Annotated in this window: 20 protein-coding genes and 2 pseudogenes; 4 read left to right on the top strand and 18 right to left on the bottom strand. The window is 60.7% G+C overall.

Annotated features, from left to right (window positions below):
- Together FO013_RS14035 and FO013_RS14030 are read right to left on the bottom strand one after the other, a co-directional pair.
- Complete coding sequence (locus FO013_RS14035; protein WP_186293122.1) at positions 1-996, bottom strand: ABC transporter substrate-binding protein; 996 nt, start codon at positions 994-996, stop codon at positions 1-3.
- Positions 993-2,885 (bottom strand): siderophore-interacting protein, encoded by a 1,893-nt coding sequence (locus FO013_RS14030; RefSeq protein ID WP_143923205.1) that lies wholly within the window; start codon positions 2,883-2,885, stop codon positions 993-995. The genes FO013_RS14035 and FO013_RS14030 overlap by 4 nt, the downstream gene beginning before the upstream one ends.
- Positions 2,886-3,103: 218 nt before the next feature.
- Here FO013_RS14030 and FO013_RS14025 point away from each other — a divergent pair, with 218 nt between their 5' ends.
- Positions 3,104-4,672: a helix-turn-helix domain-containing protein gene (locus FO013_RS14025; RefSeq protein ID WP_143923204.1), complete on the top strand. Its 1,569-nt coding sequence runs from the start codon at positions 3,104-3,106 to the stop codon at positions 4,670-4,672.
- 122 nt (positions 4,673-4,794) lie between these two features.
- Positions 4,795-5,064: pseudogene (locus tag FO013_RS14020) on the top strand (transposase); the annotation flags it as partial.
- 20 nt (positions 5,065-5,084) lie between these two features.
- Here the strand turns inward: FO013_RS14020 and FO013_RS14015 are convergent.
- The 4 genes and pseudogenes from FO013_RS14015 to FO013_RS14005 form a co-directional block, all read right to left on the bottom strand.
- On the bottom strand, positions 5,085-6,152 hold the full coding sequence (locus tag FO013_RS14015) for an IS110 family RNA-guided transposase (RefSeq protein WP_143923202.1): 1,068 nt from the start codon (positions 6,150-6,152) through the stop codon (positions 5,085-5,087).
- A gap of 296 nt (positions 6,153-6,448) precedes the next feature.
- Positions 6,449-7,285 (bottom strand): annotated as a pseudogene (locus FO013_RS14010) (IS5 family transposase).
- 244 nt (positions 7,286-7,529) lie between these two features.
- Complete coding sequence (locus FO013_RS22400) at positions 7,530-7,679, bottom strand: hypothetical protein (RefSeq protein WP_186293121.1); 150 nt, start codon at positions 7,677-7,679, stop codon at positions 7,530-7,532.
- A 183-nt stretch (positions 7,680-7,862) separates the two neighbouring features.
- On the bottom strand, positions 7,863-8,510 hold the full coding sequence (locus FO013_RS14005) for a helix-turn-helix domain-containing protein (RefSeq protein WP_143923201.1): 648 nt from the start codon (positions 8,508-8,510) through the stop codon (positions 7,863-7,865).
- Positions 8,511-8,796: 286 nt separating this feature from the next.
- Between FO013_RS14005 and FO013_RS14000 the strand changes: the two genes are divergently transcribed.
- The gene (locus tag FO013_RS14000) at positions 8,797-9,777 is read left to right on the top strand and encodes a YkvI family membrane protein (protein ID WP_186293120.1); all 981 of its coding nucleotides are present in this window, start codon (positions 8,797-8,799) and stop codon (positions 9,775-9,777) included.
- Positions 9,778-9,820: 43 nt separating this feature from the next.
- Positions 9,821-10,999, top strand: a complete 1,179-nt coding sequence (locus FO013_RS13995; RefSeq protein ID WP_143923199.1) for an NAD(P)/FAD-dependent oxidoreductase — start codon at positions 9,821-9,823, stop codon at positions 10,997-10,999.
- 761 nt (positions 11,000-11,760) lie between these two features.
- Here the strand turns inward: FO013_RS13995 and FO013_RS13990 are convergent.
- The 12 genes from FO013_RS13990 to FO013_RS13935 all read right to left on the bottom strand — a co-directional run bounded on the left by FO013_RS13990 (position 11,761) and on the right by FO013_RS13935 (position 21,095).
- Positions 11,761-12,357 carry a copper resistance CopC family protein gene (locus FO013_RS13990; protein ID WP_143923198.1) on the bottom strand — a complete coding sequence of 199 codons (597 nt, stop codon included), beginning with the start codon at positions 12,355-12,357 and terminating at the stop codon, positions 11,761-11,763.
- Positions 12,354-13,052 carry a YcnI family copper-binding membrane protein gene (locus tag FO013_RS13985; protein WP_143923197.1) on the bottom strand — a complete coding sequence of 233 codons (699 nt, stop codon included), beginning with the start codon at positions 13,050-13,052 and terminating at the stop codon, positions 12,354-12,356. Before FO013_RS13985 ends, FO013_RS13990 begins: the two co-directional genes overlap by 4 nt.
- Before the next feature lie 89 nt (positions 13,053-13,141).
- The gene (locus tag FO013_RS13980) at positions 13,142-13,432 is read right to left on the bottom strand and encodes an ATP-binding cassette domain-containing protein (RefSeq protein WP_186293119.1); all 291 of its coding nucleotides are present in this window, start codon (positions 13,430-13,432) and stop codon (positions 13,142-13,144) included.
- 23 nt (positions 13,433-13,455) lie between these two features.
- Positions 13,456-13,665, bottom strand: a complete 210-nt coding sequence (locus FO013_RS13975; RefSeq protein WP_143923196.1) for a biliverdin-producing heme oxygenase — start codon at positions 13,663-13,665, stop codon at positions 13,456-13,458.
- 824 nt (positions 13,666-14,489) lie between these two features.
- A complete protein-coding gene (locus FO013_RS13970; protein WP_143923195.1) occupies positions 14,490-14,870 on the bottom strand; it encodes a hypothetical protein in 381 nt (126 codons plus the stop codon).
- A gap of 20 nt (positions 14,871-14,890) precedes the next feature.
- Positions 14,891-15,856, bottom strand: coding sequence for a hypothetical protein (locus FO013_RS13965; RefSeq protein ID WP_143923194.1), 966 nt, complete (start codon positions 15,854-15,856; stop codon positions 14,891-14,893).
- 50 nt (positions 15,857-15,906) lie between these two features.
- Complete coding sequence (locus FO013_RS13960; RefSeq protein ID WP_143923193.1) at positions 15,907-16,944, bottom strand: hypothetical protein; 1,038 nt, start codon at positions 16,942-16,944, stop codon at positions 15,907-15,909.
- 44 nt (positions 16,945-16,988) lie between these two features.
- On the bottom strand, positions 16,989-17,984 hold the full coding sequence (locus tag FO013_RS13955; protein ID WP_143923192.1) for a hypothetical protein: 996 nt from the start codon (positions 17,982-17,984) through the stop codon (positions 16,989-16,991).
- Positions 17,985-18,119: 135 nt separating this feature from the next.
- Positions 18,120-19,067 carry a hypothetical protein gene (locus tag FO013_RS13950; RefSeq protein WP_143923191.1) on the bottom strand — a complete coding sequence of 316 codons (948 nt, stop codon included), beginning with the start codon at positions 19,065-19,067 and terminating at the stop codon, positions 18,120-18,122.
- Between the two features lie 36 nt (positions 19,068-19,103).
- A complete protein-coding gene (locus FO013_RS13945; RefSeq protein WP_143923190.1) occupies positions 19,104-20,486 on the bottom strand; it encodes a J domain-containing protein in 1,383 nt (460 codons plus the stop codon).
- Between the two features lie 66 nt (positions 20,487-20,552).
- Positions 20,553-20,888 (bottom strand): hypothetical protein, encoded by a 336-nt coding sequence (locus tag FO013_RS13940; RefSeq protein ID WP_143923189.1) that lies wholly within the window; start codon positions 20,886-20,888, stop codon positions 20,553-20,555.
- 6 nt (positions 20,889-20,894) lie between these two features.
- Positions 20,895-21,095 carry a hypothetical protein gene (locus tag FO013_RS13935; protein ID WP_143923188.1) on the bottom strand — a complete coding sequence of 67 codons (201 nt, stop codon included), beginning with the start codon at positions 21,093-21,095 and terminating at the stop codon, positions 20,895-20,897.
- Positions 21,096-21,669 lie beyond the last annotated feature (574 nt).

The raw sequence follows: 21,669 nt of genomic DNA, 5'->3' as shown, positions 1-21,669 counted from the left end.
TCAGCCCTCCTGATTGAGCTTCGAATCCTCAAGCTGGGGGACGAGCTTGTCGAGGATGAAGGGCACGCTCGAGGGGCCGATCTGAGTGGGCATGGGGAGGTAGTTCTCCTTCGGACCGGCGATCACCATGGTCCCGTTCTTGACCGCGGGCAGCGAATCGAACCGGGAGTCGTCTTCGAGCTTCTGCCGAGGTTCGTCCTCGCCGCCGAGGACGACGACATCAGCATCGATCTCATCGAGCTTCTCGGGAGAGAGCGTCTGTGTCATATCGCCCGTAGGCTGGTTGTCGGAGGGCTTGAACCCGAGGGGTTCGAAGAAGTTCGCTGCTCCATTGATCGAGTAGATCCCGTCAGCGCTGGCGATGCCCTGGAAAAATGTCTTGCCCTGAAGTCCAGAGAGCTTTTCGCGGGCCTCGGCGAAATCTTCGTCGATTCTGCCGGTGACTTCGTCGACCCGGTCGGTCGTGCCGGTCAGCTTCCCGATGTTCTCGATCTCATCCTGGTAGGGCGGGAGGTTGGCATAGGCGTAGGTCGGTGCGATTTCGCTCAGTTGGGCGTAGCTGCTCTGCTCAAGTGGGGCGCCCGCGCCGAAATAGATGATGAGGTCGGGGTTCTGCGCCGCGACGGCTTCGGCGTCGGGTTTGTTGCCCGCGATGAGCCCCTCGACATATTCCCCGTAGAGGCCCTCGACCCAGGGGGCGAGTTCGAGGGCATTATCCTCGCCGGCCCCTCCGCCATAGACCTCGGCAGGCTCGCCCAGAGCGTCGAGGATGTCGACGTCGAGCGGTGAGCCGACGACGAACACTCTTTCAGGCTTCTCCTCGACCTCGAGTTCGCCGTACTGGGTGTCGAGGGTGGCCGGAAAACCGGTATCCGCGGCATCAGCGGTCTCGGTCTCCTCGGGACTGCCTCCGTTGCACGCGGTGAGTAGGAGTGCGGTGCTCAGGACTGCCCCGGCAGCGGTCAGGCCGCGGGAGGGAAAGGATGTGATGGTCACAAGTTGTTCCTCTCTTCTTCTGTGTCTGTATAGCGTTTCGGCGTGAGCTCGATGATGGTCGTCCCCCAGCCCACGGTGTGTGTGGCGATCTTCTGCAGCCCGGCATGAGCTATGACGGCGGCGAGTTCGACCTCCGTGCGCAGGCCGCTGCCATGGCGGGTCAGCGCAAGCAGGTCAGCTTCAGCGTCATGTTCGTCCAGATCCTCGAGGTCGAATGTGTCCTCGAGAAGATAGACCCGACCCGAATCGCCGAGGTTGACGGCCGCCTGCCGCAGCGCATGGGCGGCGTCTGCGTCAGGCAGTGCTCCGAGGGCACGGATGATGAACACCGCGTCCGCCGTGGGAGAGGGCTCGAAGGGTGACTGCACAACCACGTCGATTCGGGCGCGCTGCGACTCGGCTGGGATCGATACGGGCAGATCGCGTTCCAGCCAGTTCGCCTGGGCAGGGAGGGCGCAGATGGTGACTCTCAGCTCCGGGTTCGCGGCGGTGAACTCGCGAGCCTGCGCACCGGCTCCACCTGAATGGATGACGAGGTGCTCGACCCCATCGAGTAGGTCGGAGCCTGCGATCGGTGCGGCCAGTGCGGGTTGGAATCCCGCGACCCGTTCGAGCAGACGGTCCTCGTAGTCCTGCTCGTTGCGCACCTCGGCGAATTCCATGCCGGTGACCGAGGAATAGGAGGCGGTGCCCGTGCGAACCGATTCGGCCAGACCGATGATCCCCAATGATTGTCGGCCCAGGGCGCCCATGGGGGAGAGAGCATCGATCCAGAAGTCGTTCGTGAGGAATTCGCCGACTTCGGTCAGCCGGTAGCGGTTCGCCTCCGTCTCGCTGAGGAGATCGATCGTCTGCAGGTACCGGAGCAGTTTGCCCAGTGCCCGTTCATCGCTGCCGCTGCTGGCTGCGAGGCTGGGAACATCGGCGATACCGCGGCTGATGAGGTCGCCGATGCCGAGTTCGACCGCGACGCGGATCGCGATCGGCGGAATGAGTTCGACGAGATCATGGAATCTCTCGAAGACCGTCGTGGTGCGTTCGGGATCGGGCAGCGCTTCATCGCTCGGCAGCGCCACGACCTCGGAACGGCGCCAGTAGCCGGTGAACTCGATGTCCTCCTTCGCCATCCCGCGATCCTCGACGAGGTGTCTGCGGATGTCGCGGACGATGCTCTGCTCTCCGGCGACCCAGGCGAAAGCGTGGCCCTCCGGCCACCGGGACGAGCGCACGGCGTCGAGGAGCAGTGGGGTGCTTCCCGCTGGCGCGCCATCGCGCAGCAGCCAGGTGATCTCGACGCTGGGCAGTTCACGCAGATGTTGACGATGGGCATCCTCGGCGATTTCGATGAATACCTTTGCTCGGCTGTCTTCCCCAAGCTCCTCGAGCAGCCGACCGATCGCCGGCAGGGCGGTGTCGTCTCCGGCAACGAGCAGCCAATCGGCACTGGCCGGAAGCGCCCGGGAGAGCCTCGGGCCGACGAAGTGGATGGAGTCGCCGATCTGTGCCCGGTATGCCCACGTGGTCGCCACTCCCGTTCCGTGCTTGACGAAGTCGATGTCGATCTCACCTCTATCCGGATCCCAGTGACGCACCGAGTAGACGCGTCCGGTCGCGGCTGGGTCCTTCGGGCGTTCCGTATAGCCGTCGCACTGTATCGGCAGAACCGGTTCCGTCTCGCCGGGAGCGGTGAAGAAGAGCCGGATATCGTCGTCGAATCCGGGAGAGACGAACCCGGGCTGTGGGAAGCCGTTGTCGGATTCGAAGGCTCCCAGCTGCGGCCCGTTCAGGGTGATCCGACGCATCCCCGGGGTGACGTCGACGATTCGGGAAACCTCGGCGCAGCGCAGGCTGAGCGGGTGGACACTGACTTCGCGAGATGTCTTCGGCACGGATATGTCCTCGTTCGGAAACTGGCGGATGAGAGCGGGAGGGTGACCGACTGTCCGGGCACCCCCGAGTTATGTTAGGCAGGCCTTATCTTGAATAGGGTGCGTCAGTGCTCATATGATGCACATGTGATCTGCTTAACACCTCAGCGGCGCGAGCACGCCGCGACATCAGCGCGAGATCGTCTCCGGGTGGCGCCCGGCCCGGCGGGTGCGGGCCCATGACGGTGGCGGTGACGCAGGCCCCGCCCATTCCGCCCAGCCGTATGGGTGCCTCCTGGCTACACGATCTCAACCTGCTGCTGTGGGTGCGCTCCGGTTGCGCCGAGATCAGAACCGAGGGCGGCGCGGTGGAGAGAGTGCACGCCGGGCAGGGTATCTGGATGCCAGCAGGGCCGAGCATGACAGTGACCACCAAAGCGGAAACCGTGGCATTCCCCTACCCAGTTCCCCGTGGCGTCGATCCCGAGGCACCATCCCGCATTGTCCGTTTTGCTGTTCCAGAGCAGTGGCAGGACTGGCTGATCCTCCATTTCGTCCAGGGCTCGACGACCTTGCGGGTCTTCGGCTATTCTCCCGAGACCTTGAGCGGCGCACTGGGGATAGCGGACGCGACTCGTCCGTCGGCGGCGCCGGGTTGGGTGCCGGGAGATCAGCCGCCGATGCCGAGTGCTGCAGGCGCTCACGCTGTTGCGCGGGAACTGCGCGCCAACCCCGCCCTCGACCACAGCCTGGACGAGTGGGCGAAACTGACGACCTCGAGCGTGTCCTCCCTACGTCGCGGCTTCCTTGCGGGCGGCCGGCCATTCGAGCTTTGGCGCACCTTGACTCGACTGGCGGCAGGCTGCGACTACCTCGCCGCCGGCTTCGACATCGAACACACGGCGACACTTGTGGGCTTCTCCAGCCGCAACGGATTTACTCGAGCATTCGGACACTGCTATGGCATCACGCCGAGTAACTACGCCGTGCGCGCCGCGGCTTCCTACCGCGGCTCGACCTTCCGCGTCGCCGCCGCTCGCGGCACGGCCGCACTGGCGCGAATCCTCGGGCGTACGGGCGCATACGATGCCTCGCCTGCGGTGACTCGAGAGCTGCCGTCGACTCACACCTCATGGCATGCGAATGATTTGCACGTGCTCGCCTGGATCTACAAAGGGCAGGGTTTCTTGCGCATCGGCGAGTACCATCACCGGCGTCGCGAGGGCGAGGCTGTCTGGATTCCTGCCGGAGTCGACCATCAGGCGGGGAATCACGAGGGGTCGATCGGCCTGCCCATTGCCTACCTGGATCCCAAAGACCTGAGGATGACCGAGCCGATGCGCGCGCAGTTCCCTCCCAGCTGGAACGACTACTTGCTCCATCGGGTGATTGCAACGCGGTCAATGTTGCGGCCCTCGGAATTCGACCCGCGCGCTATTCTCGACCTGTTCGCGGAACAGCTCGCGATGCAGCGGACCCGGGCGGTGCCGATGCCCACCGATCAGCGGGCTCGCACCGTCGCCGCGGACTTTCTTGCCGGTATGCGATGGCCCGCCGCGTATCGGATCGATGCGGGAGTCCACGAGGTGTTCCGGAGTGAGACTGGAATGACGATCGCCCGCTGGCAGCACGTCGCCCGCATGCAGATCGCCGCGGAGCTCCTTGAGGCAGGTGCCGCACCGAGCATCGTCGCCAGACGAGTCGGCTACGCCCATCCGAGGAGCTTCAGCAGGGCGTTCCGGAGCTCCTATCAGATGACGCCGAGCGAATATTGCAAGCGGAGTGAGAGGTGCGGGCTGAGTGGTTAGGTGGTGGGAATGGGCCGATTCTGGCGAACAGAATCGGCCCATCTCGTCCACCTAGTAGTACTTGGTTAGGTTCGCGTGTGTTGTTCCCGTTAGCGGGTTCGCGTTGTTGTTGACGTGCCGGTGTGGATAAGCGCGGGATCAAGCGGGTGTGGGCTGAGCTGGACGGGTATGTCGGTGACGTGTTCGCGTCGCTTCCGCGTCGGGACCAGCGCGATAAGGGTGGTCTGTACCTGAGAGGGTTGACGCTTGACAGGCGCTGGAAATCGATGCAACCCATGGGTGACCGGATCGGGATCGATCACCAGCAGTTGCAGCAGTTCGTGTCCTCCTCGCTGCGGCCGGTCGAGCGCAGGCTCGCAGCGAGGGCGGTGGAGGTTATCAGTCCGGAGGCCTAGGGATCCTTCTATGTTTGTCAAATGAGGCTGATAGGTGTCTCGGTGGCGTTGAGTATCCGATAGATCTGGCGCGCGAGGTAGCGTTTCAAACAGCGGCGGATCTCCTTGGTGGTGCGGCCCTCGGCTTGTCGTTTCTCAACGTAGGCCCGGGTTTCCGGGTGGTGCGTCATGCGAGTGAGGGCGGCGATGTGCAGGGCTCGGTTCAGACGTCTATCACCACCGCGGTTGAGCCGGTGGCGGACGGTATTTCCTGAGGACGCAGGGATGGGGTTCACGCCTGCCAGAGCGGCGAATGCCGCTTCAGAGCGCACCCGACCGTGATGTGACCAAGCAGTCAGGCAGATGGCAGCAGTCACGGTTCCGATGCCGGTCTTCTCGAGCAGTGGCGCTGCCTGGCTGGCCTGGACGAGTTCATCCATCCGAACACTGTTGGCCGCGATCTGCTCGTCTAGTTCGACTACCCGTTTTGCCATCCGGATGGCCTCGGTCCTGGCTGTTGCAGTGCCGAGGTCTTCGTCGCGGGATCGCCAACGGGCCACCATCCCGACCTGCACGCGGGTCAAGGGTCGGCGGGCATCGATGCCCAGGTCGACGACGCGCAATAGCGCGATCAGCGCGTTGACTGTCGCGGTGCGCTCGGCAGTCATGTGATCACGAGCCGTCACGAGGACCTGCAATGCCGACCGCACTCCTTCGGCTAGGCGCGGTTGACGAAGCTGGGTGGTTTCCAGGGGAAGGACTGCGGCAGCGATGCGGTGAGCGTCCAAAGGATCCGACTTCCCCACCCCTCGGTTGGCCCGCGCGTTCATCCGGGCTGCCTCTACGACCTCGTAGCCGACCCGACTGGCAACAGCTGCAAAGCCAGCACCGTAGGAGGCAACGCCTTCGATGACCCAGAGCGCGGTCAGATCGCCGCCGGTACGGCGGGCAGCCCAGGAGATCGCGCGAGCCATTCCGGCTGTCGTGGTGGGGAATTGGGCAGTGTCGATGATTTCTCCAGTGGCAGTCAACACTGCGAGGGCGTGGTTGCGGGCGTGGGTGTCGACGCCGATGACGAATGGGTGAGTATGCGCGACGATAGTCATAGCGGTTCGGGTCCTTCCTACTCAGGGGCAATGGTCCGGCCGCTGGCGGCCGACACCGGTCTGGGTAGGAGTCACTTCGGGGCATCACTGTGATGAGTCACGCTCGAGGGAGCGGACAGCCTTCTGATCAAGTCACCGAGGTGGGCCAGGACGGTGTCGGCTGCCTCACCCCGAACGGACAGATCCCTAGCAGGCCACCCCCGAAGGAGGGGGCTGAGCGTGTCTTGAGTCACGACCGGAGTGAAGCGACCAACTCCTATCCTCGTCAGCCGGTCCCAGACCAGCCACCCCAAGACTCACAGCGTGTCTCGTAAATGCTTCAACCACGCGACGACGCCATTGAGGAAAACCGCGGGGCGATAGATAATCGCGAGCTTGTCGTACCGAGTGGCTAACCCGCGCCATTGCTTCAATCAACTGTAGCCACGCTCGACGACGTTGCGTCCGCGATACTTCTCGGCACCGAACTTCGGCGGACGCCCACCCGTTGACCCGCGACGCTTTCGGTGTCCTTGCTGATCCCGAGGTTCAGGAATGACCGCTTCAATGCGTCGTTTGCGCAGATAGGTGCGGATTGCTCGCAATGAATATGCTTTGTCGCCGCGTGCCGCATCGGGGCGGGTGCGTCGCCCGACCTTTACCTGTTCCATCAGGGGAATCAACAACGGCGAGTCGCCATCTTGCCCAGCCGTGCAGATCGTCACGACGGGCAGACCCTGCCCGTCGACGAGCTGATGGATCTTCGTCGACAGGCCGCCCCTGGACCGGCCCACTGCGTGATCAAGCGGCTCGATGAGCAGATTCTTGTAATTCGACAAGCCCTTTTTTAGGCGGGTGACATTGGTGGCGTGCTGGTGGGCCCGAGCGATTGTGGGGTCGACCGAAACATTCCAATCGAGGAGGCCGGCCTGTTCGGCATGGTCATGGAGGCGGGTTTGAATCAGGTCCCACGTGCCTTCACAGGCCATGCGGGCATGCCAGCGCCACACGGTCTGCCAGGGGCCGAACGTTTCGGAGATATCGCGCCAGGCGATGCCGCAGCAGTAGCGGTAGATGATGCCCTCGATCATTTTTCTGGCATCGGCGAACGGGCGGCCCTTTTTGCCGGTGGGGCCTGGGAGGAAGTCGGCGATGAGGTCCTATTGATCGTTGGTGAGGAGTTCGAACGTGTCACGTATCAAGGATTCCCGAGTTACTCGATTCCATTTGCGAGACACGCCCGAGGCGGTGAGCGGCTGAATGAGCTCGGTGCGTACCCGCTGGACTTCTTCTTCGACCTTACCGAGCAAAGCACTGTTCCCGTCGTCCTTTCCCCACGCCGAGTCCGGTAAAGGCGATCGGTGGCAGCTTGATCGCGTGAACCGAGGAGACCAGGAATTAGGAGGCGAAACACGCGGCTAGAGTCATGAGGACACCGATCCAGCTCAGTGAGGCGTTGCGAAAGCCGAGCACGAACACGATGCCGAGCAGCGAGACAACCTTCGCGACCAGACCAGGGACCTCCACCCAACCGACGGAATCGATCAATGGCTGCTACGCGCACCTACAAGGCCCGGCCCGAAACATTCCGCAACCTCGCTCTCAATGTTGAAGTGCACATACTCCAATCCAGTGCGTACATGACCGACCCGCGCCCACGATCCCAGTGTGCCGCAAAACCGGACAGCTGGCACACACCGATAACTATCCGCGCCGTCCAGTGTCGTCCTATCACACTTGCGCCGTTTTCGATCGGGACTTGGCATCGAGCACCAGCCAGTGGAAGACCGCCTCCTCCGCAGTCTCATTGGAGATGGAGTGGGCGGTGTTTGAAAAGAAGCGAAGCACATCACCTGACTCGAGTTTCACACGCGCTTCGCCGAATTCGACGATAACACGACCTTCGATCATCGTGATGAGATCGAGCGTTCCTGAAGGATTCGACAAAGTTCCTGTCTCTGAGCCCGGTGGCATACTGACCTGATAAAGACTGACTCCTCTATCGCTCTCTCGCAAGAGTACCGATTTCCGGACTCCGCCCTCAGTGACGAGCACTTCCCTGTCCGCAGGGACCTGCGGGGTCAGTTCAATTTTCCTCGACGAGAAGAGATCGGCAACCTCCACACCTAGAGCGTCACAGATCTTCGAGATAGTGGCCACCGAAGGGTTCGAACGCCCATTCTCGATATTGCTCACCAACGAAGCACTGACGCCGGCACGACTGCCGAGACTTCTTACTGTGAAATCTCGTAAGAGCCGCAGCGTCCGCAAGCGACTTCGAAAAGTGGAGTTCACTTCTTCAACTTCTCCAAGCATCAATCCCTCTCGGTCGTCCAGCGCAGCGCTGAGTTTCGCCAGCGTATCAAAGTGGTCCAGCACAGCTTTAGCTATGCACCCTCGCCGAAGACCTCCCGACCGGCCTCGTAGTATACAAACATCGACAACCTGTACACGTTGCGTTACGCTGAATCCGGCTAGTGTTTACCCCCTGGCTTCCGAGCCTCAACGACCCGGACAGACGCGACTACGAACAAGGTGGTTCATTGCGATGAAAGCAATCGTCCAAGCATTCGGCATCGCCGGAGCATTCCTCGGTTTTGTCATCGGAGCCGGTTACACATCCGGACAGGAGATTCTCCAGTACTTCGCTTCACACGGGTGGGGCTTGTTCGGAACTGTCGCCATCTACCTCGTCGCCGCAGTGTTCATCACGCCGGAGTTCATGCGGACAGGCCAACGAGAGAAGTTCCCGACTCAAGACGGAATCTACAAATACTACTGCGGCAAAGTAGTCGGGTCCTTCTACGACGTATTCGCCCACATTTTCGTCTACTCATCTTTCGTGGTGATGGTTTCGGCATCTGGCGCTACTCTGCACCAGCATTTCGGCGTTCCCGTAACGCTCGGCGCTTGGCTGACTGCTGGACTCGCCGCCCTCGTCGCCGTCATCGGATTTTTCCGAATCGCATCCCTGCTGTCAAAGTTCGGCGGGATCCTCATTATCATGATGCTCGCTGTTTGCACCTTCAGCATTGTCACCAGCGACACTTCCTTTACTGAGGGCACGAAAATTATGGCGAGCAGCGATGTCCTCGCGGCGTCGGAGTCCTGGTTCACTTCGGGCATCAATTACCTCGGATTCGCCTTGTTCTGGGCAGCTCCGTTCGTGGCCAAGTACAGTCAGACCTTGACCAATCCACGGGTAGCAGTCGCTGGGCAGGCGCTCGGAGAAATCACACTTGCGGTTGTTACCATGGTCATTTCGATTGCCCTGATTATGAATGTTCAGCTCATCGCTGACAGCCAAGTCCCGATTCTCGCTCTCGCTTCACACATCAACGGCGCATTCGGCGGCGTGTACGCCGTGCTGATGTGCCTAGCAATCTTCAGCACAGCTGTGCCGTTGTTGTCTCTGTCAACAAGCAGACTCGTCCCCGAAAACTCCCCACGCAGTCCGATTGCCCTCCTAGCTGCCGCATCACTCGGTGCGCTTTGTGCCTCATTGCTTCCTTTCGATGAGCTAATGAACTATATCTACGTCATCAACGGCTATGTCGGATTCGTGTTCGTGTTCTTCGTCATCGCCAAAGTCATCCGCCGCAGTGTCGCGACCCGTACTCGCCGGCGCGAGTCATACGCGGGCTGACTGAGCATATTTCGCTACCAGTAAGAAACAGGAGATAAAGAGAATGCCGAATTCAGGTACCACTGTACTCGTAGTAGGAGCCGGCGCGTGGGGACTACCCGCCGCCCTCCGCCTGCAGGATCTCGGTCACCATGTAACGCTGATCGATAGATTCGAACCAAACAGCCCCTACGCCTCAAACGGGGGCACGACCCGCCTGTGGCGGCTCGTCGACACACACGCGTGGCGAATGAGAGCGATCATGCAAACACTGCCGACTCTCGAACGCCTCGAGCAACGCGTCGGAAGGAAGATCTTCGAGCACACCGGCCTACTCTGGCGCGACAACCTCGCGCTGGAGAACACAATGCAGGCTCTCGAAACCGTTGACCAACCATATACCTACGTGGAGGCAAGTGCTGTCAGCGACTTCTTCCCCGGGCTGATCCCGGACGGGCGCAACGCGCTCTATGTCGACGAGGCCGGCGTGGTCTTCGCAGACCAGCTCCTCAACGGCTGTCTACGTGCATTCCTGGCAGCTGGTGGTGTCTTCGAACCGCATACCCGAGTGACCGCGATAGATCCACGGTCCTCGTCAGTGACCGTTTCCACCGACAATGGTCGGCGTTTCACGGCAGACCAGTTGCTGCTGGCAGCCGGTCCAGGAACCAAGGATCTTCTGCCGGGCTTGGATTTTGAACTCCCACTGCGAGCTTATATAGAACAAGTTGTCTACTTCGCTCCTGAAACACCAGGGAAAATGCCGATTCCGCTGCCTTCCATCGTCGATTGCGCTGTCGGCAACGGTCCAGGCCTCTACGCCATGCCCGATAGGAGCGGAGCTTACAAGGCAGGCACAGACCACCCGCTGCGTTCTCTCGTTAACGGATCGCTCGGCAATGACCTCGACCGCAGGTCGGATGACGACCGCACTCGGTCGATCGCTACGAGAGTAGGTCGCGATCTCACGACCGTCCCCCGACACATCGTCGGCACGCAGGTCTGCACATGGACGGACACGTCAGATGGCAACTTCATCACCGGCCGCACCCATCCGACGGTAGTTTTAGCATGTGGCGACTGCGGCGAAGGGTTCAAGTTCGCGGCGTTCATGGGTGAGTATCTCGCCGATCTCGTAGAGTCCTCCGAGCCGGACGACGAATACCACGTTCGCTGGAACCCTCTCCGCTTTGGCAGTCAGACTTCCCCTCCCGATGAGGTCGTATCCTTGGGCAGACGCTGACCGCTGAGGTAGTTGCACCCAGAAACTCACGGAGACGAAGTTGAACGCGAAAAACACCATGTCGATTTAGCGCACAAGTGACAACTCCATGTAAGGGGACGTCCCCGTCAAATGGACGATTGGAGTGCACCGCGAATAGCAGAGAAATGGGGAGGGAAAATTCTCATTCGTCAGTGAAACATTCCGATGAACTCAAGGCCCACGCCGTTGAACTCGTCATCCACGACCAAGCTGATCCAGATACTGTGAACAGGACAATCGCCCATGTCGCGAACGAACTCGGACTGAACAAATAAGCCCTACGGATCCGGGTGCGTAAGTACAAGGATTCCGGCAAGGCCACCCCGACTGAGACGGATCATCAAGAAGCAGGGGACCGGCGGCTGCGGACTGAGCTCGCCAGAATAAGGAGGGCCAACGAGACCCTGAGAGCCTCGGCTGGTCTGTCCCGGCGGAGCCAAGCCGCCCACGGAAATGAACGTCGGACTCAACGACGACAACCGTTAAGAGTTCGGTGTCAAGCCAATCGTGTACGCCCGCAACTGGACAGAGGCACGGATTGCCGTGAACTCGCCGGACGCGCACAAGAAACGCGCACCATCAATCAGAGCCCGACGGGACCGGGCGCAGAAATGGTGTTCCGAGGTGCACGGGTGCGGAGAAACACCAGCGTGGACGCCTAATTTAAGACCCTCTCCGTGCTGGAGGCTGTGCTCTTCCCCGTTGCTTCACGCTACCCACTTGACAAAGATCTCTACATATCAGTCCTCGGTCGCTGGCCTGCGCAGAATGAGAACGACGACTAAACCAACCACGACGATCGTCACAGCACCGAGACCCAGTCCCAACCACAGCCCATTGCCACCCGAGTCCGCTCGACTCGCCGGTGCCTCGGAGGGCTGGTCCGCACCTTCAGCTTCACCGCATTGGGGCGCGTCCGCCCCGGCCGATCGTGGACCAGCAACGGTAGAGGTGAACGAAAAACTGCCGGAGATCGGATGTCCGTCAGAGGACACCACCCGCCAGGTCACCGAGTACTCTCCCGCAGCGCCGAGCCCCACCGGCGTGATCACATGCCTGCCGGACAGGTTCGGGCAGGCTGTCTCGTAATACCTCCCGTCGGGTCCGCGCACCTGGGTGACGTTGCTGCCCTTCAACCCCTGTGGATCATTGTTGAAGACCATGTCGATCTCATCGGCCGCATCCACCTCCGAACCCGCAGCGGGATCTGTGGAGACCAGTGTGTCGTGCGCTGCCGCGGGTCCGGCTGGCACAAGCAGTATTGACAGGAACAGAAGTGCCGTGGCTGCCAGGGAACGCCAGCGGCGTCGTACCTTGACGATTTCTCGGCTCTTCATTTTGCAGACCTGCGGCTGTGAGCGAAAGCAAGTGCACCGAGTACAGCGCCGGCTGTGCCGAGGACAAGACCCGCGAGGCTCAGCCCGAGGGTGACTGAGGGTGACGGCTCGGGCCCCAGTGCCGCCTCGGCGGCTTCGGTCTGTTCTTCCGGCGGGCGATCATTGATCCACAGTACGGGCGCCGGAGACAAGGTGTCGTCCTCGGTCATTTGCTCCGGGGTCGCCTCCCACTCGACCACAGTGCCGTCGCTGTAGGTTTGTGTGGCCGGTATGACGATATGGCCAGTGTCGGGTACCGGACCTACTGAGACCAGGAAAGTCTGCACCTGTCCGGGCTTCGCGCCGCCATCGGCGGCGGTGTAAGTGATTTCGGTGGGAGCCTCGGGGACGGTGTTCCCAGCGACATTGACGGGTTCGGGGAGCGTCTTCTCCGTCACCTGTGTCGTCCATCCAGGCGTCGGCTGATAGGAGACATGGGTGAGAGGAGTGTCGGCGGGCAGATGAATCTGGAGCTTCGTAGTCGCGGCCGTATCGGATTCGGTCGGCATTCTGAACGTGAGGTAGGTCCAACCACCGGCGTCGGCTCGGCCGGGGTCGATTGTGACGTGGGCGGAGGCGGCCAGTGGCGCGGCAACGGTGAGGGCCGCGGTGAGAACGAGTGTCCCGAGCCCGCCGATGATGGTTCGTGTTCGCATATCGTCCAGGGTAGACCCGGAACTCCCCGATTCTTCTACTATAGGTAGAAAACCCGACGTTCAGTGTGATAACTCACAATTGCGCGTGCTCAGTTGTAGTAGAGGGTCACGGGGCGGCCGTCGATCTTGCGCACTTCGATCTCGGTGTCGTAGACCCGACCGAGCACCTCGGGAGTGATGATCGCGTCCCGATCGGCGTCGGCGACGACCCTGCCCTCGCGCATGGCGATGATCCGATCACTGTAGGTCGGGGCGAAGTTGATGTCATGGAGGACGATGACGATCCTCTTTCTCAGTTCATCGCTCATCCTCCGGACCAGTTTCATGATCTCCGTCATGTGTTTGAGGTCGAGGTTGTTGAGGGGCTCGTCGAGGAGCACGTACTTCCTGCTCTGGGCCTCCCTCAGGCAACGACCTCCTTCGGGGCGGGCTCGCGCGTGAGGTCCTCCAGCACATGGCCGTTGAGCGTGAACGCCGTCAGCGTCTCATCAATGACCACGGATTCGTCGCCGCCGGTGTCGGCCAGGCGGTCCAGTCGGCTCCGGTAGGCATCCTTGTACGGCTTGGTCTTGCCCAGATCATTGCTCGCCGTGGTCTCCAGCAGCCTCGGCAACTCCGCCTGCGTTGAGGATGACAGCGGCTCTTTTGACGATGGCGAGCTCGAGGGCCGGGCTTCGTCATGGTGTGTGTATAGGTCATTGTCGGCGCTACAGGGTCCGTTCTGATCGGCAACCCCTCGACCGCTTCTGCTCAAAGCCGGTGCTGATCGCGTTGCCTGCCCTGCTGGCGCTGAGCTTCGCTGTGGCGTGTCTGTTTTCTTCACCGGTCTTGTAGTCAATCGCGGCTGCGATCGGACGTGCGGCCGGCTGGCCGAGAGTCCCCACGCTGCAGCATGCCCTGACTACTGACAGGCCCGGGCAGGTGATGCCGATTATCGCGTTCCAGATGGCCGCGATCGCTGTTACCTGCCGCGTTCGCGCTGATGCTCGCCGGTTGGATCGCAGCAAATGTTTCTACGCGCAGGTCTCTCGTCTCCGCTCACGTGGAGGTCCGTAAGAGCGCCGCATGTTCGAGCATGCGATGACGCTTTGAGATTTGATGTGCGAACCCCGTGATTACGAAGGCCACGGGGTTCTGCACTTTTAGGTCATTGCAGACGCGGCGCGCTGAGTTACCATCGCGCTTGCCTGCGGTTGCGATGATCCCATGTGACTGTCGGTGTTGGCGACGTTAGGCTCGGTATAGAAGTGTACCGGTCCGATTCATCTGCCGCGCAAGTAGAAGATCTTGCAGATGCACCCAATGGATATGTTCGCGTCGGGCCATGTGGTTCTGTCAGCGAGTGTTCCCCAATCGCGGTCTTCGGTCGATGATGCCTTCATCTGAGCCCCTGATGTTCGGGCCCTCGGTTTCGACGACGTTCGCCTGTCGGTGGCCTCATTCAACTGTGTAACACATGCCTGACTGATTTGGCCACCAAAGATTCGATAGCCACGAGGAGTAGACCAATGAGGCTGACCTCGTCCGGTCAATCTGTACGTCGAAGCCGATGTCGGTGGTCACGATATGCAGGTCATCGGTCGTGACATAGGACTGCGGCCGACGTGCTCCGACATCCAGCCCGTCGTTGAAGTCGTCGAAGTACTTTCCGATGCGAGCCTCGGTGTCAGGGTCGCCGTGACCGAACTCGACGCCGGTCATGTCTCCGGCCTGAAACGCTTTCACGTCGAGGCCGGTGACATCGGGCCGAGCCTTCGCCGATTCAGCCCACTGGCCACCGATCGGAATGCCAGCCTGTACTCGGTTCTGTGCGCTCATCGTCTCAATGCTCCTACTGCTCAGGAATTGGCTTTGGTGACGCGCTCATGCAACTTCGTGGCCGCGTGCCTCGTTCGCATGTGTGGACCATCCTTGCGACGGCCGGCAGGACACTGGTGCGTGCCGACGGAAGTGAAGGTGCGATGGCACTGCTGGCACTCTGAGACCTCGACTTCGCCAGTGCCTTTGAGGACCTTGTTGATGTACTGGCCGGGCTTGTGGGTGGTGCGAATGGCCTCCAATACGTCTTTGCCGTAGGGGTAGCGGTAGCTGCGACCAGACGTAGTCGTGACCAGGACTTCCTTCTCGTGCTCGTCGAAGCCGACTGAATCCACCCAAGGGGACTTCAGTTTGTGGCTGCGTTTGGCAAACGACTGACGCCGAGTCTCACGGAAGTCAGCGATCATGTCCTTCTTCGTCTTGCCGTCGAGGTGATCGGTGATCCGCCTGGCTTCAAGCATCGACTTCACCCCAGCACCGACGGTGGCAGAGTCAGTGTTCGTGCGCTCACCAAGGGTCTGGACATTCCAGCCGGAGCCCTTGTCTTGGCTGACCCTGACCCAACCGATAGTCTGTCCACCTTTGCCGTCAGGGATGGAGACTGGGATGTCGAAGGGTGTGCCCCGTGGGTCGACTTCTGCGGCCATGCGTCGCACCGAGGTCACCGACGGCATCGTCAGCGCGAAATCCTGGCCACGGTAGGTCTGGCGCAGGGACCCGATTGCCTTCGGTGAGCGGCTCATCCGTTCAAATCCACCCTCGGTGTTGAACTCGCCCGTGGCTTCGGCGGCTTGACACCACTTTGTGGCCGTGCCGCCTGAGAGCTTCACCTGATCGGCGGGAACGAACTTGTTGGCGCGGAGCATTTCGTAGCGTGACTGCTCGTAATTGCGTCCGAACGTGGGAACTGGTGGCCGGGCCTTGGCCGTCTCTGACCACTGGCCACCTTGGGGAATGCCTGCCTGTACTCGATTCTGATTGCTCATACCCTCTCTACGTGCGGCAAAGTGCCGATACGCCGAGAGGGCAGGCGACGTCAGTTCAGGTTGAGGTCAGACTTCAACTGAGGCGGCAGTCCCACATAGTTTGTGGGCATCGGTGGACAAGGAGTCGTCGACGTCCACCCGGTCTGCCACAGAGCCAGTTTCGCCTTATGGTGAGCGAACTCTTCAGCACCGACGATGCGAGCGTATTCGGACTCTTTGCTCCGCTTGCTGATGAACATCTCGACATAGTCACCGAAGATGTCTGCCGCCTTCTCCCGAGCTTCGATTGCGATGAAGTCACCGGGGTTATCACGGGCAACTGCCGCGGTCGCAAACCGTTCTGATCGCATGTGAGCCAACGATTCGAAGTCTGTCGGAAGCTCAGGGCTGGTGTGCTCAGAATCGAGGGTTGCGGCTGGGGGAGCCTCTGTCGAGTTTTCGTCGTCGAGCCAGGCGAGGATGCGCGAGCTTACGCGAACCTGCTGACGGGCTTCGGTGGCGGTCTTCATCCGCGGCAGTGGCGTGTTCTTGCGCAGATTTCGGTGGGCTGCGACGAGAGCGTCGCGATCGGCTGTGAGGTTCCAGGGGGCGTATTTGCCCGACACAATGCCGTCAGCCTCTTCGCGAGTCCAGTTATTGGCCCAGTATTCCGCTCTGACTTCCATCAGTGCCAGGAGCCGGGGGTTACGGTCGTCGAGGACCAGAGTTGCGGTGCCGCGCTCGTCGAAGAAGTCATCGGATTCGATTTCGATGAAGCCGGGGAGGCTTTGAAGTGGTTCAAGGTCCTCCAAGTCTCCATGTACTTCCATTTCACGACGCCTGTTGCTTCCACGAGTCTCCGAGTTCAGGCACTGATGTTCGAGACCCAGGATAGAACAGATTTCAGCATCGGGATCGTCGTAGTGATCGTCGAGTCGGGTGAAGCGTTGGTGAACGGCGGTGTCGAGCTTCTCGGACAATGCCGCGTCAGTACTGTAAGTCTCGCCAATCGCCCGTGCGAGAATTTCAGCGGTGGACTGCGGCTGGTGGTCACCGGTGACCAGGCCGTCAGTGCGCTGGTCGTTCTGGGGCTCGTGTCGTGTGCTCATACTCTTCACTGATGTGGTGTCTCTGCTTGGCTCGTGGGCGGCACTCATTCCCATCGCATCTCCCCGAAGAAGGTGGGTTTGAAACGCTTGCGGAAGAAGCCCTGGAGGCGACGAGACTCAGGATCGTAAGCCGAGAGGAGGAGCCTGCGTCCGACTACTTGGGCTTCGAGATTGGAGTCAGAGTCGTCGAACTTCGCGCTCGGATCGTTGGGAGCATATGGGCTTCCCGGCGTCGAGCTGCCATAGAGCCGTCGGCCGACGTCGTTGAGCCCCGGCTCCTCATGATGCTCGGTTGTGAAATGGTCAACATCGCCGGAATTGTTCTTCAGCCACGGGCCCAGAGTCTGGGTGTACTCATCTTTGATTGATGCTGGCACCTTCTCGACGGTGAATAGACCCCAGGCTTGGTCAACCTCGTCTGGGGTGAACTCAGGATGCTCACCGATGTAGGCATCCCGTGATTCAGCCAGTGCGGCGTCCGTGTAGCCGTCGATGACTTGAGATTTCTCGTCATCGGAGACCTCGCGGGCGGGCAGACGAGTGCGATCGAACTCGGCAAGGCGTTCGCGCAATACCGAGGTGGCATCCTCTGACCCGTAGGTGCCTGGATCCATCTCGTTGTGCATGGCCACCGCCGACGTGTTCTCCCATAAGGCTTCGGCAGCCTGTCCTTCTGTCGCTTGTTCGGCGATGGGTTGGGAGAACTCGAATTCGGCAGCATCCCAGGACGGTCCGTGGATACCGTGATCGATTCCACCGAAGCCGTCACTGTCTCCGAAGCGTTCGACGAAGAAGCTATCGATAACCTCGGAACGGTGGTTGAGGTATTCCTCCTTCTCGTCGACATCGGAATCATTGAATTTCGGGCCCAAGTCCATGGTGAAGAAGTTGTCCCGCACTGTCCCAGTGACGAGGTAGCCCCCGTCGCCGGGATTGACTACTTCGATGCGGTCGAAGACTTCGCCGTCGGCTTCGATTTCGTGGGTCTCACCGACCTCGAGCGTGGGGATTGGATCTGTGGTGTCGTCGGGTTGACCCACATCGCCAAGATCGGTGACCCCTGGTCAGGCCTTAACTGATTCTGACCATTGCCCACCTTCGGGGATGCCTGCCTGGACGCGATTGGTGTTGCTCATGAATGCGGTGCCTTTCACTGCGGGAGGGGTGATCTCGATCTACTCGGTGATGGCGAGTTCGCCGTTGTCGTCGGGTTCTAAATCCCAATCGACGTCGGAGAGTTCATCGGCACTGGAATCGAGGCGGGCGGTGATCACCTTGGAGTCGAGGTCGCCGGAGTCCTGGTGAAAACCACTGCCGCCACGTGCAGCCATCGCCAACTTCTTCCCCACGGTGCGGGGTGAGGCATCGTTGTCTTTCGACCACGCTTGGAGGGAGCCGGAATGGCGCTGGCACCAGCGCCCGGCGAATTCGCGCAACCTGGCCTCGGAATCAGGATTCAGGCGCCTGGGTCCACCTTCATTGACAGATGAGACGAGGGCGGAGGTGAACTCGGTTGAGATCGCCTCGACTCGGTGTGTATCCATCGGCACAGGAGGCAGGGGAGCTTTGTCGTAGCCGTCGAGACGAGCAGCCAGTTTGACCTCGAACGAGTCGCGTCCGGCGAATGCGTCGCCGGCGATGTCCCCGGAGAAAGAATCGGAGTTGGTGTTGTGACGCAGATCGTTGCGCACATCTTCAACCGTGCCCAGCTCGCCGTTGGCGTGAGTCCAGAAGTCCACTGGAGTCTCAACCCAATCAGAGCTGTACCCAACGCTGACGCGGGACCCATACCCATGCTTGATGAAGTCGGAGATGACCTCTTCCCTGTCATTGAGATAGGCGGACTTCTCCTCCTGCGGCGCGTTGGCGAACTCGTAGCCGAGGTCCATGTGCACGAAATCGGCGGTCTTCGTACCCACGACGATGTGTTCGTCACCACCGACGTTGGTCGCTCGGGCTTCGTTGAAATCATCGAAGTGTTCGAGATTGACGGAGTCATACTCGTCGATGTCGAGTCGGCGCCCATCGATGTCGAGACCCGAAACATCTGGCCTGGTCTTGGTCGTCTCGGAGAATTGCCCACCTTCGGGGATGCCCGCCTGCACACGATTGAGGTTGCTCATACCCTCACTACGTGCGGCAGATGAAGGTATGAGCAATCAGGCGATGACCATGGCCATGATTCTGCCCATGAGCTCACGATCGACAGCCGGGGCGAATCGACCGCTGGAAGCGAACCATTCGGCGATGTCGGCGATGACGAACTGCGGGTCTCCGACGACCATGCCATTGCTGGCGTTGTTATCCCATGTGTGGCCGGCGTCCTCTTTCGTTGAGTGGATGAGCACCCAAGGACGGACCTCGTAGCCGGGGAGGATCTTCTGATAGTTAGCCGCGGCAGCATTCATGTGAATCGGGCGGATCTGACCCTGACCAATGGTGGGAGAGAACATCGTCTCGGGCGAGCCAGGAGATGGTGCCACTTGCACGTGCCCCGGAGCCCACATCTTGGAATCGATGAGAGCAACCTTGTCGCCATAGATCACAGCATGATCGACATCAGCCTCGGAGTCGACGTCGAAGCGCAGACCGTGGAAGATCTTCACCCCAGGGAACCGAGTCAGCAGCTGCAAGAGCTCGGCACTGCGATGCTCGCCAACAGATCCGAAACCACCCCGGTCACCGAAGGCCTCCTCCAGGCGCTTGCCGGGGGTTCCGAAGATGTCGAAGATGGCCGTTTTGTCATCGACGATTCGAGTGTCTTTCCACCGGCCTGATAATGGCGCCGAAGCCCAAGCGAAGAAGACTCCGAGCCAGACGGTCATAAACCCCAGCAGGTCGATGGGGTTGAAGAAGATGGACAGCGCGGTGACGGCGGCCAGCAGGACGAATGGCAGCATCCGGTCGATTCTGAAGGTCGCGACGAATGCCGCCCACGGGGTGATGATGACGGCAGCGGGCAAGAAGAGAACGAACCAGTCCTCATGCGTTGCTGCCAGGTACATGCTCAAGATCGCACCCCCGAAGGTGACGGGGCCGATGAGAATATTGGCCAACTGGCGTAGGCGCATGGAGACAGGCACTGTGTACTTGCCACCGAACGTGCGCCCCAGCGGTGGGCTGAAGCGCTGAGGACCTCGAGGCACGGAGACGGAGTCGAAGTTGATCGTCGGCAGTGGGGCCTCGTACCTCGCCGACTCCTTCTCACCCCAATTCTGGCCGAAGTTGGGGGCCTTGGGTGGCGGCTCGGAGCGGGGAGGTCCCGGCCGTGGTCGTGGGGGAGCTTGCGGTCCCGGATTCGGAGTAGGTTCTGGCTTGGTCTTGACGCCGATCGAGGCGTCATAAGTGGCACGGGATGAGGCATTGGACAGCACAGACATCGCTTCCTGGGCCGCAACGAAGCGTGGAGAAGATTCCCCGCCGTTGAGGTCCGGGTGATCGGTTTTGGCGACCTTGCGGTAGGCCTTCTTGATCTCCTCAGCCGTCGCGGCAGGGGTGATGTTGAGAATGTCGTAATAAGTGATGTTCGGTGCTTGTGCCATTGTCCTCACGCCTTGGTTGTGTTCTTGGTCCCTTCTGTTCGGTACAGATTCGAAAGGTCGTCACCATTACTGGTGTTGGGGTCCAGGCGTGGCTCGATCTGGATCTGTCAGGCCAGCAAAGATGGTTGCCACACTGGCCGTGACGAGGATGAAAAGCATTACAACGGTGATGAGGATGCACCCGATCTCAGCGAGGCTGGCACTCTCCTGGCCAGCGAAGCCGAAGAGGGTCGAGACCGTCAGCACAATGCCCAGCAGCCGAAGGACCGGTTCACCGGGAGTCACTGAAGCTCTGCCGCCGATACTGAGGTCATCGATGAGACCAGTCAGAGAACGAGCAGCGATCCACGATACTGCGATGGACACTGAGGCGAGGAAGCCAAGGAGGCCGAAGCTGTCCATGGCAGATCAGCCTGTGACCTTGTCAAGCAATGACTCCAGGAAACCCGCGAAGTCGGTGCCAAACCACGAGTCGATGACCCCGGCGCCGGCAACAGCGAGGACGAAGAGGAGCACGACTATCAGCAGTGGCCCGAGCAACGGAGAGAAGAGACTCAGGCAGGAGTCGAAGCAGTCTTCGTCTCCGTCGTCGTTGTAGTTGTATCCCATACAGGTATCTATGCGCCGATTGCCTGGGCACGGTCGAGGCCTTGACCCTAGGACAGAAGGCCCAGTCGTTGAACAGTGCACTGAAAAGGGGCACGAGACTATATTGGTTCCGGTTTTGCCCGCGTGATTGCTGCTCTGGGGCCCGGGCTTGTTGCAGTGCGGCAACTGCGAGGTCGCGAAGGAGGCCTGTGAGATCGACGAGTTCTTTGAGGGGCCGGGGCCGTTCTTGCTGTTTCGATTTGTCTGTGAATGTCCATCTCCTGCTTCGTCATCATTGGACGTTGCGTCATCCCAACCTCATAGCGATCATGCCTAACCTTCGTCGCAGCTGATGATGAAAATCCGCTCGTCGGGTGGAGGAGTGGATGGCGGCAACTCAACCTCTTGAATCCAATATACGAGCCGTATACCGTGAATGGTAACGGTGAGTTGCCGTGCAACATCGCAAAAGCAAAGGCGCTCCGAGCAACCAGGGACAGCAGGAAGCAACAACGAAGTTTTCCTGCAAGCGATGGACGCCCAGAGGAGAGAAGCATGTCGACTACAAACACGCCCAGTCTCGAACATGAAACTG

The sequence above is a fragment of the Brevibacterium aurantiacum genome, assembly GCF_007558825.1.
Taxonomy (GTDB): domain Bacteria; phylum Actinomycetota; class Actinomycetes; order Actinomycetales; family Brevibacteriaceae; genus Brevibacterium; species Brevibacterium aurantiacum_A.
Note: the sequence above shows the minus strand (reverse complement) of the source record. Positions and strands in the feature narration are given on the sequence as shown.

Excerpts from the sequence above, each read along its gene's own strand:
- FO013_RS13950 (WP_143923191.1), bottom strand. The coding sequence starts at position 19,067 with ATGAGCAACCTCAATCGTGTGCAGGCGGGCATCCCCGAAGGTGGGCAA.
- FO013_RS13970 (WP_143923195.1), bottom strand. The coding sequence starts at position 14,870 with ATGAGCGCACAGAACCGAGTACAGGCTGGCATTCCGATCGGTGGCCAG.
- FO013_RS13940 (WP_143923189.1), bottom strand. The coding sequence starts at position 20,888 with ATGGACAGCTTCGGCCTCCTTGGCTTCCTCGCCTCAGTGTCCATCGCA.
- FO013_RS13965 (WP_143923194.1), bottom strand. The coding sequence starts at position 15,856 with ATGAGCAATCAGAATCGAGTACAGGCAGGCATTCCCCAAGGTGGCCAG.
- FO013_RS14025 (WP_143923204.1), top strand. The coding sequence starts at position 3,104 with ATGACGGTGGCGGTGACGCAGGCCCCGCCCATTCCGCCCAGCCGTATG.
- FO013_RS13995 (WP_143923199.1), top strand. The coding sequence starts at position 9,821 with ATGCCGAATTCAGGTACCACTGTACTCGTAGTAGGAGCCGGCGCGTGG.
- FO013_RS13935 (WP_143923188.1), bottom strand. The coding sequence starts at position 21,095 with ATGGGATACAACTACAACGACGACGGAGACGAAGACTGCTTCGACTCC.
- FO013_RS13960 (WP_143923193.1), bottom strand. The coding sequence starts at position 16,944 with ATGAGCACACGACACGAGCCCCAGAACGACCAGCGCACTGACGGCCTG.
- FO013_RS14015 (WP_143923202.1), bottom strand. The coding sequence starts at position 6,152 with ATGACTATCGTCGCGCATACTCACCCATTCGTCATCGGCGTCGACACC.
- FO013_RS13990 (WP_143923198.1), bottom strand. The coding sequence starts at position 12,357 with ATGAAGAGCCGAGAAATCGTCAAGGTACGACGCCGCTGGCGTTCCCTG.
- FO013_RS13945 (WP_143923190.1), bottom strand. The coding sequence starts at position 20,486 with ATGGCACAAGCACCGAACATCACTTATTACGACATTCTCAACATCACC.
- FO013_RS13985 (WP_143923197.1), bottom strand. The coding sequence starts at position 13,052 with ATGCGAACACGAACCATCATCGGCGGGCTCGGGACACTCGTTCTCACC.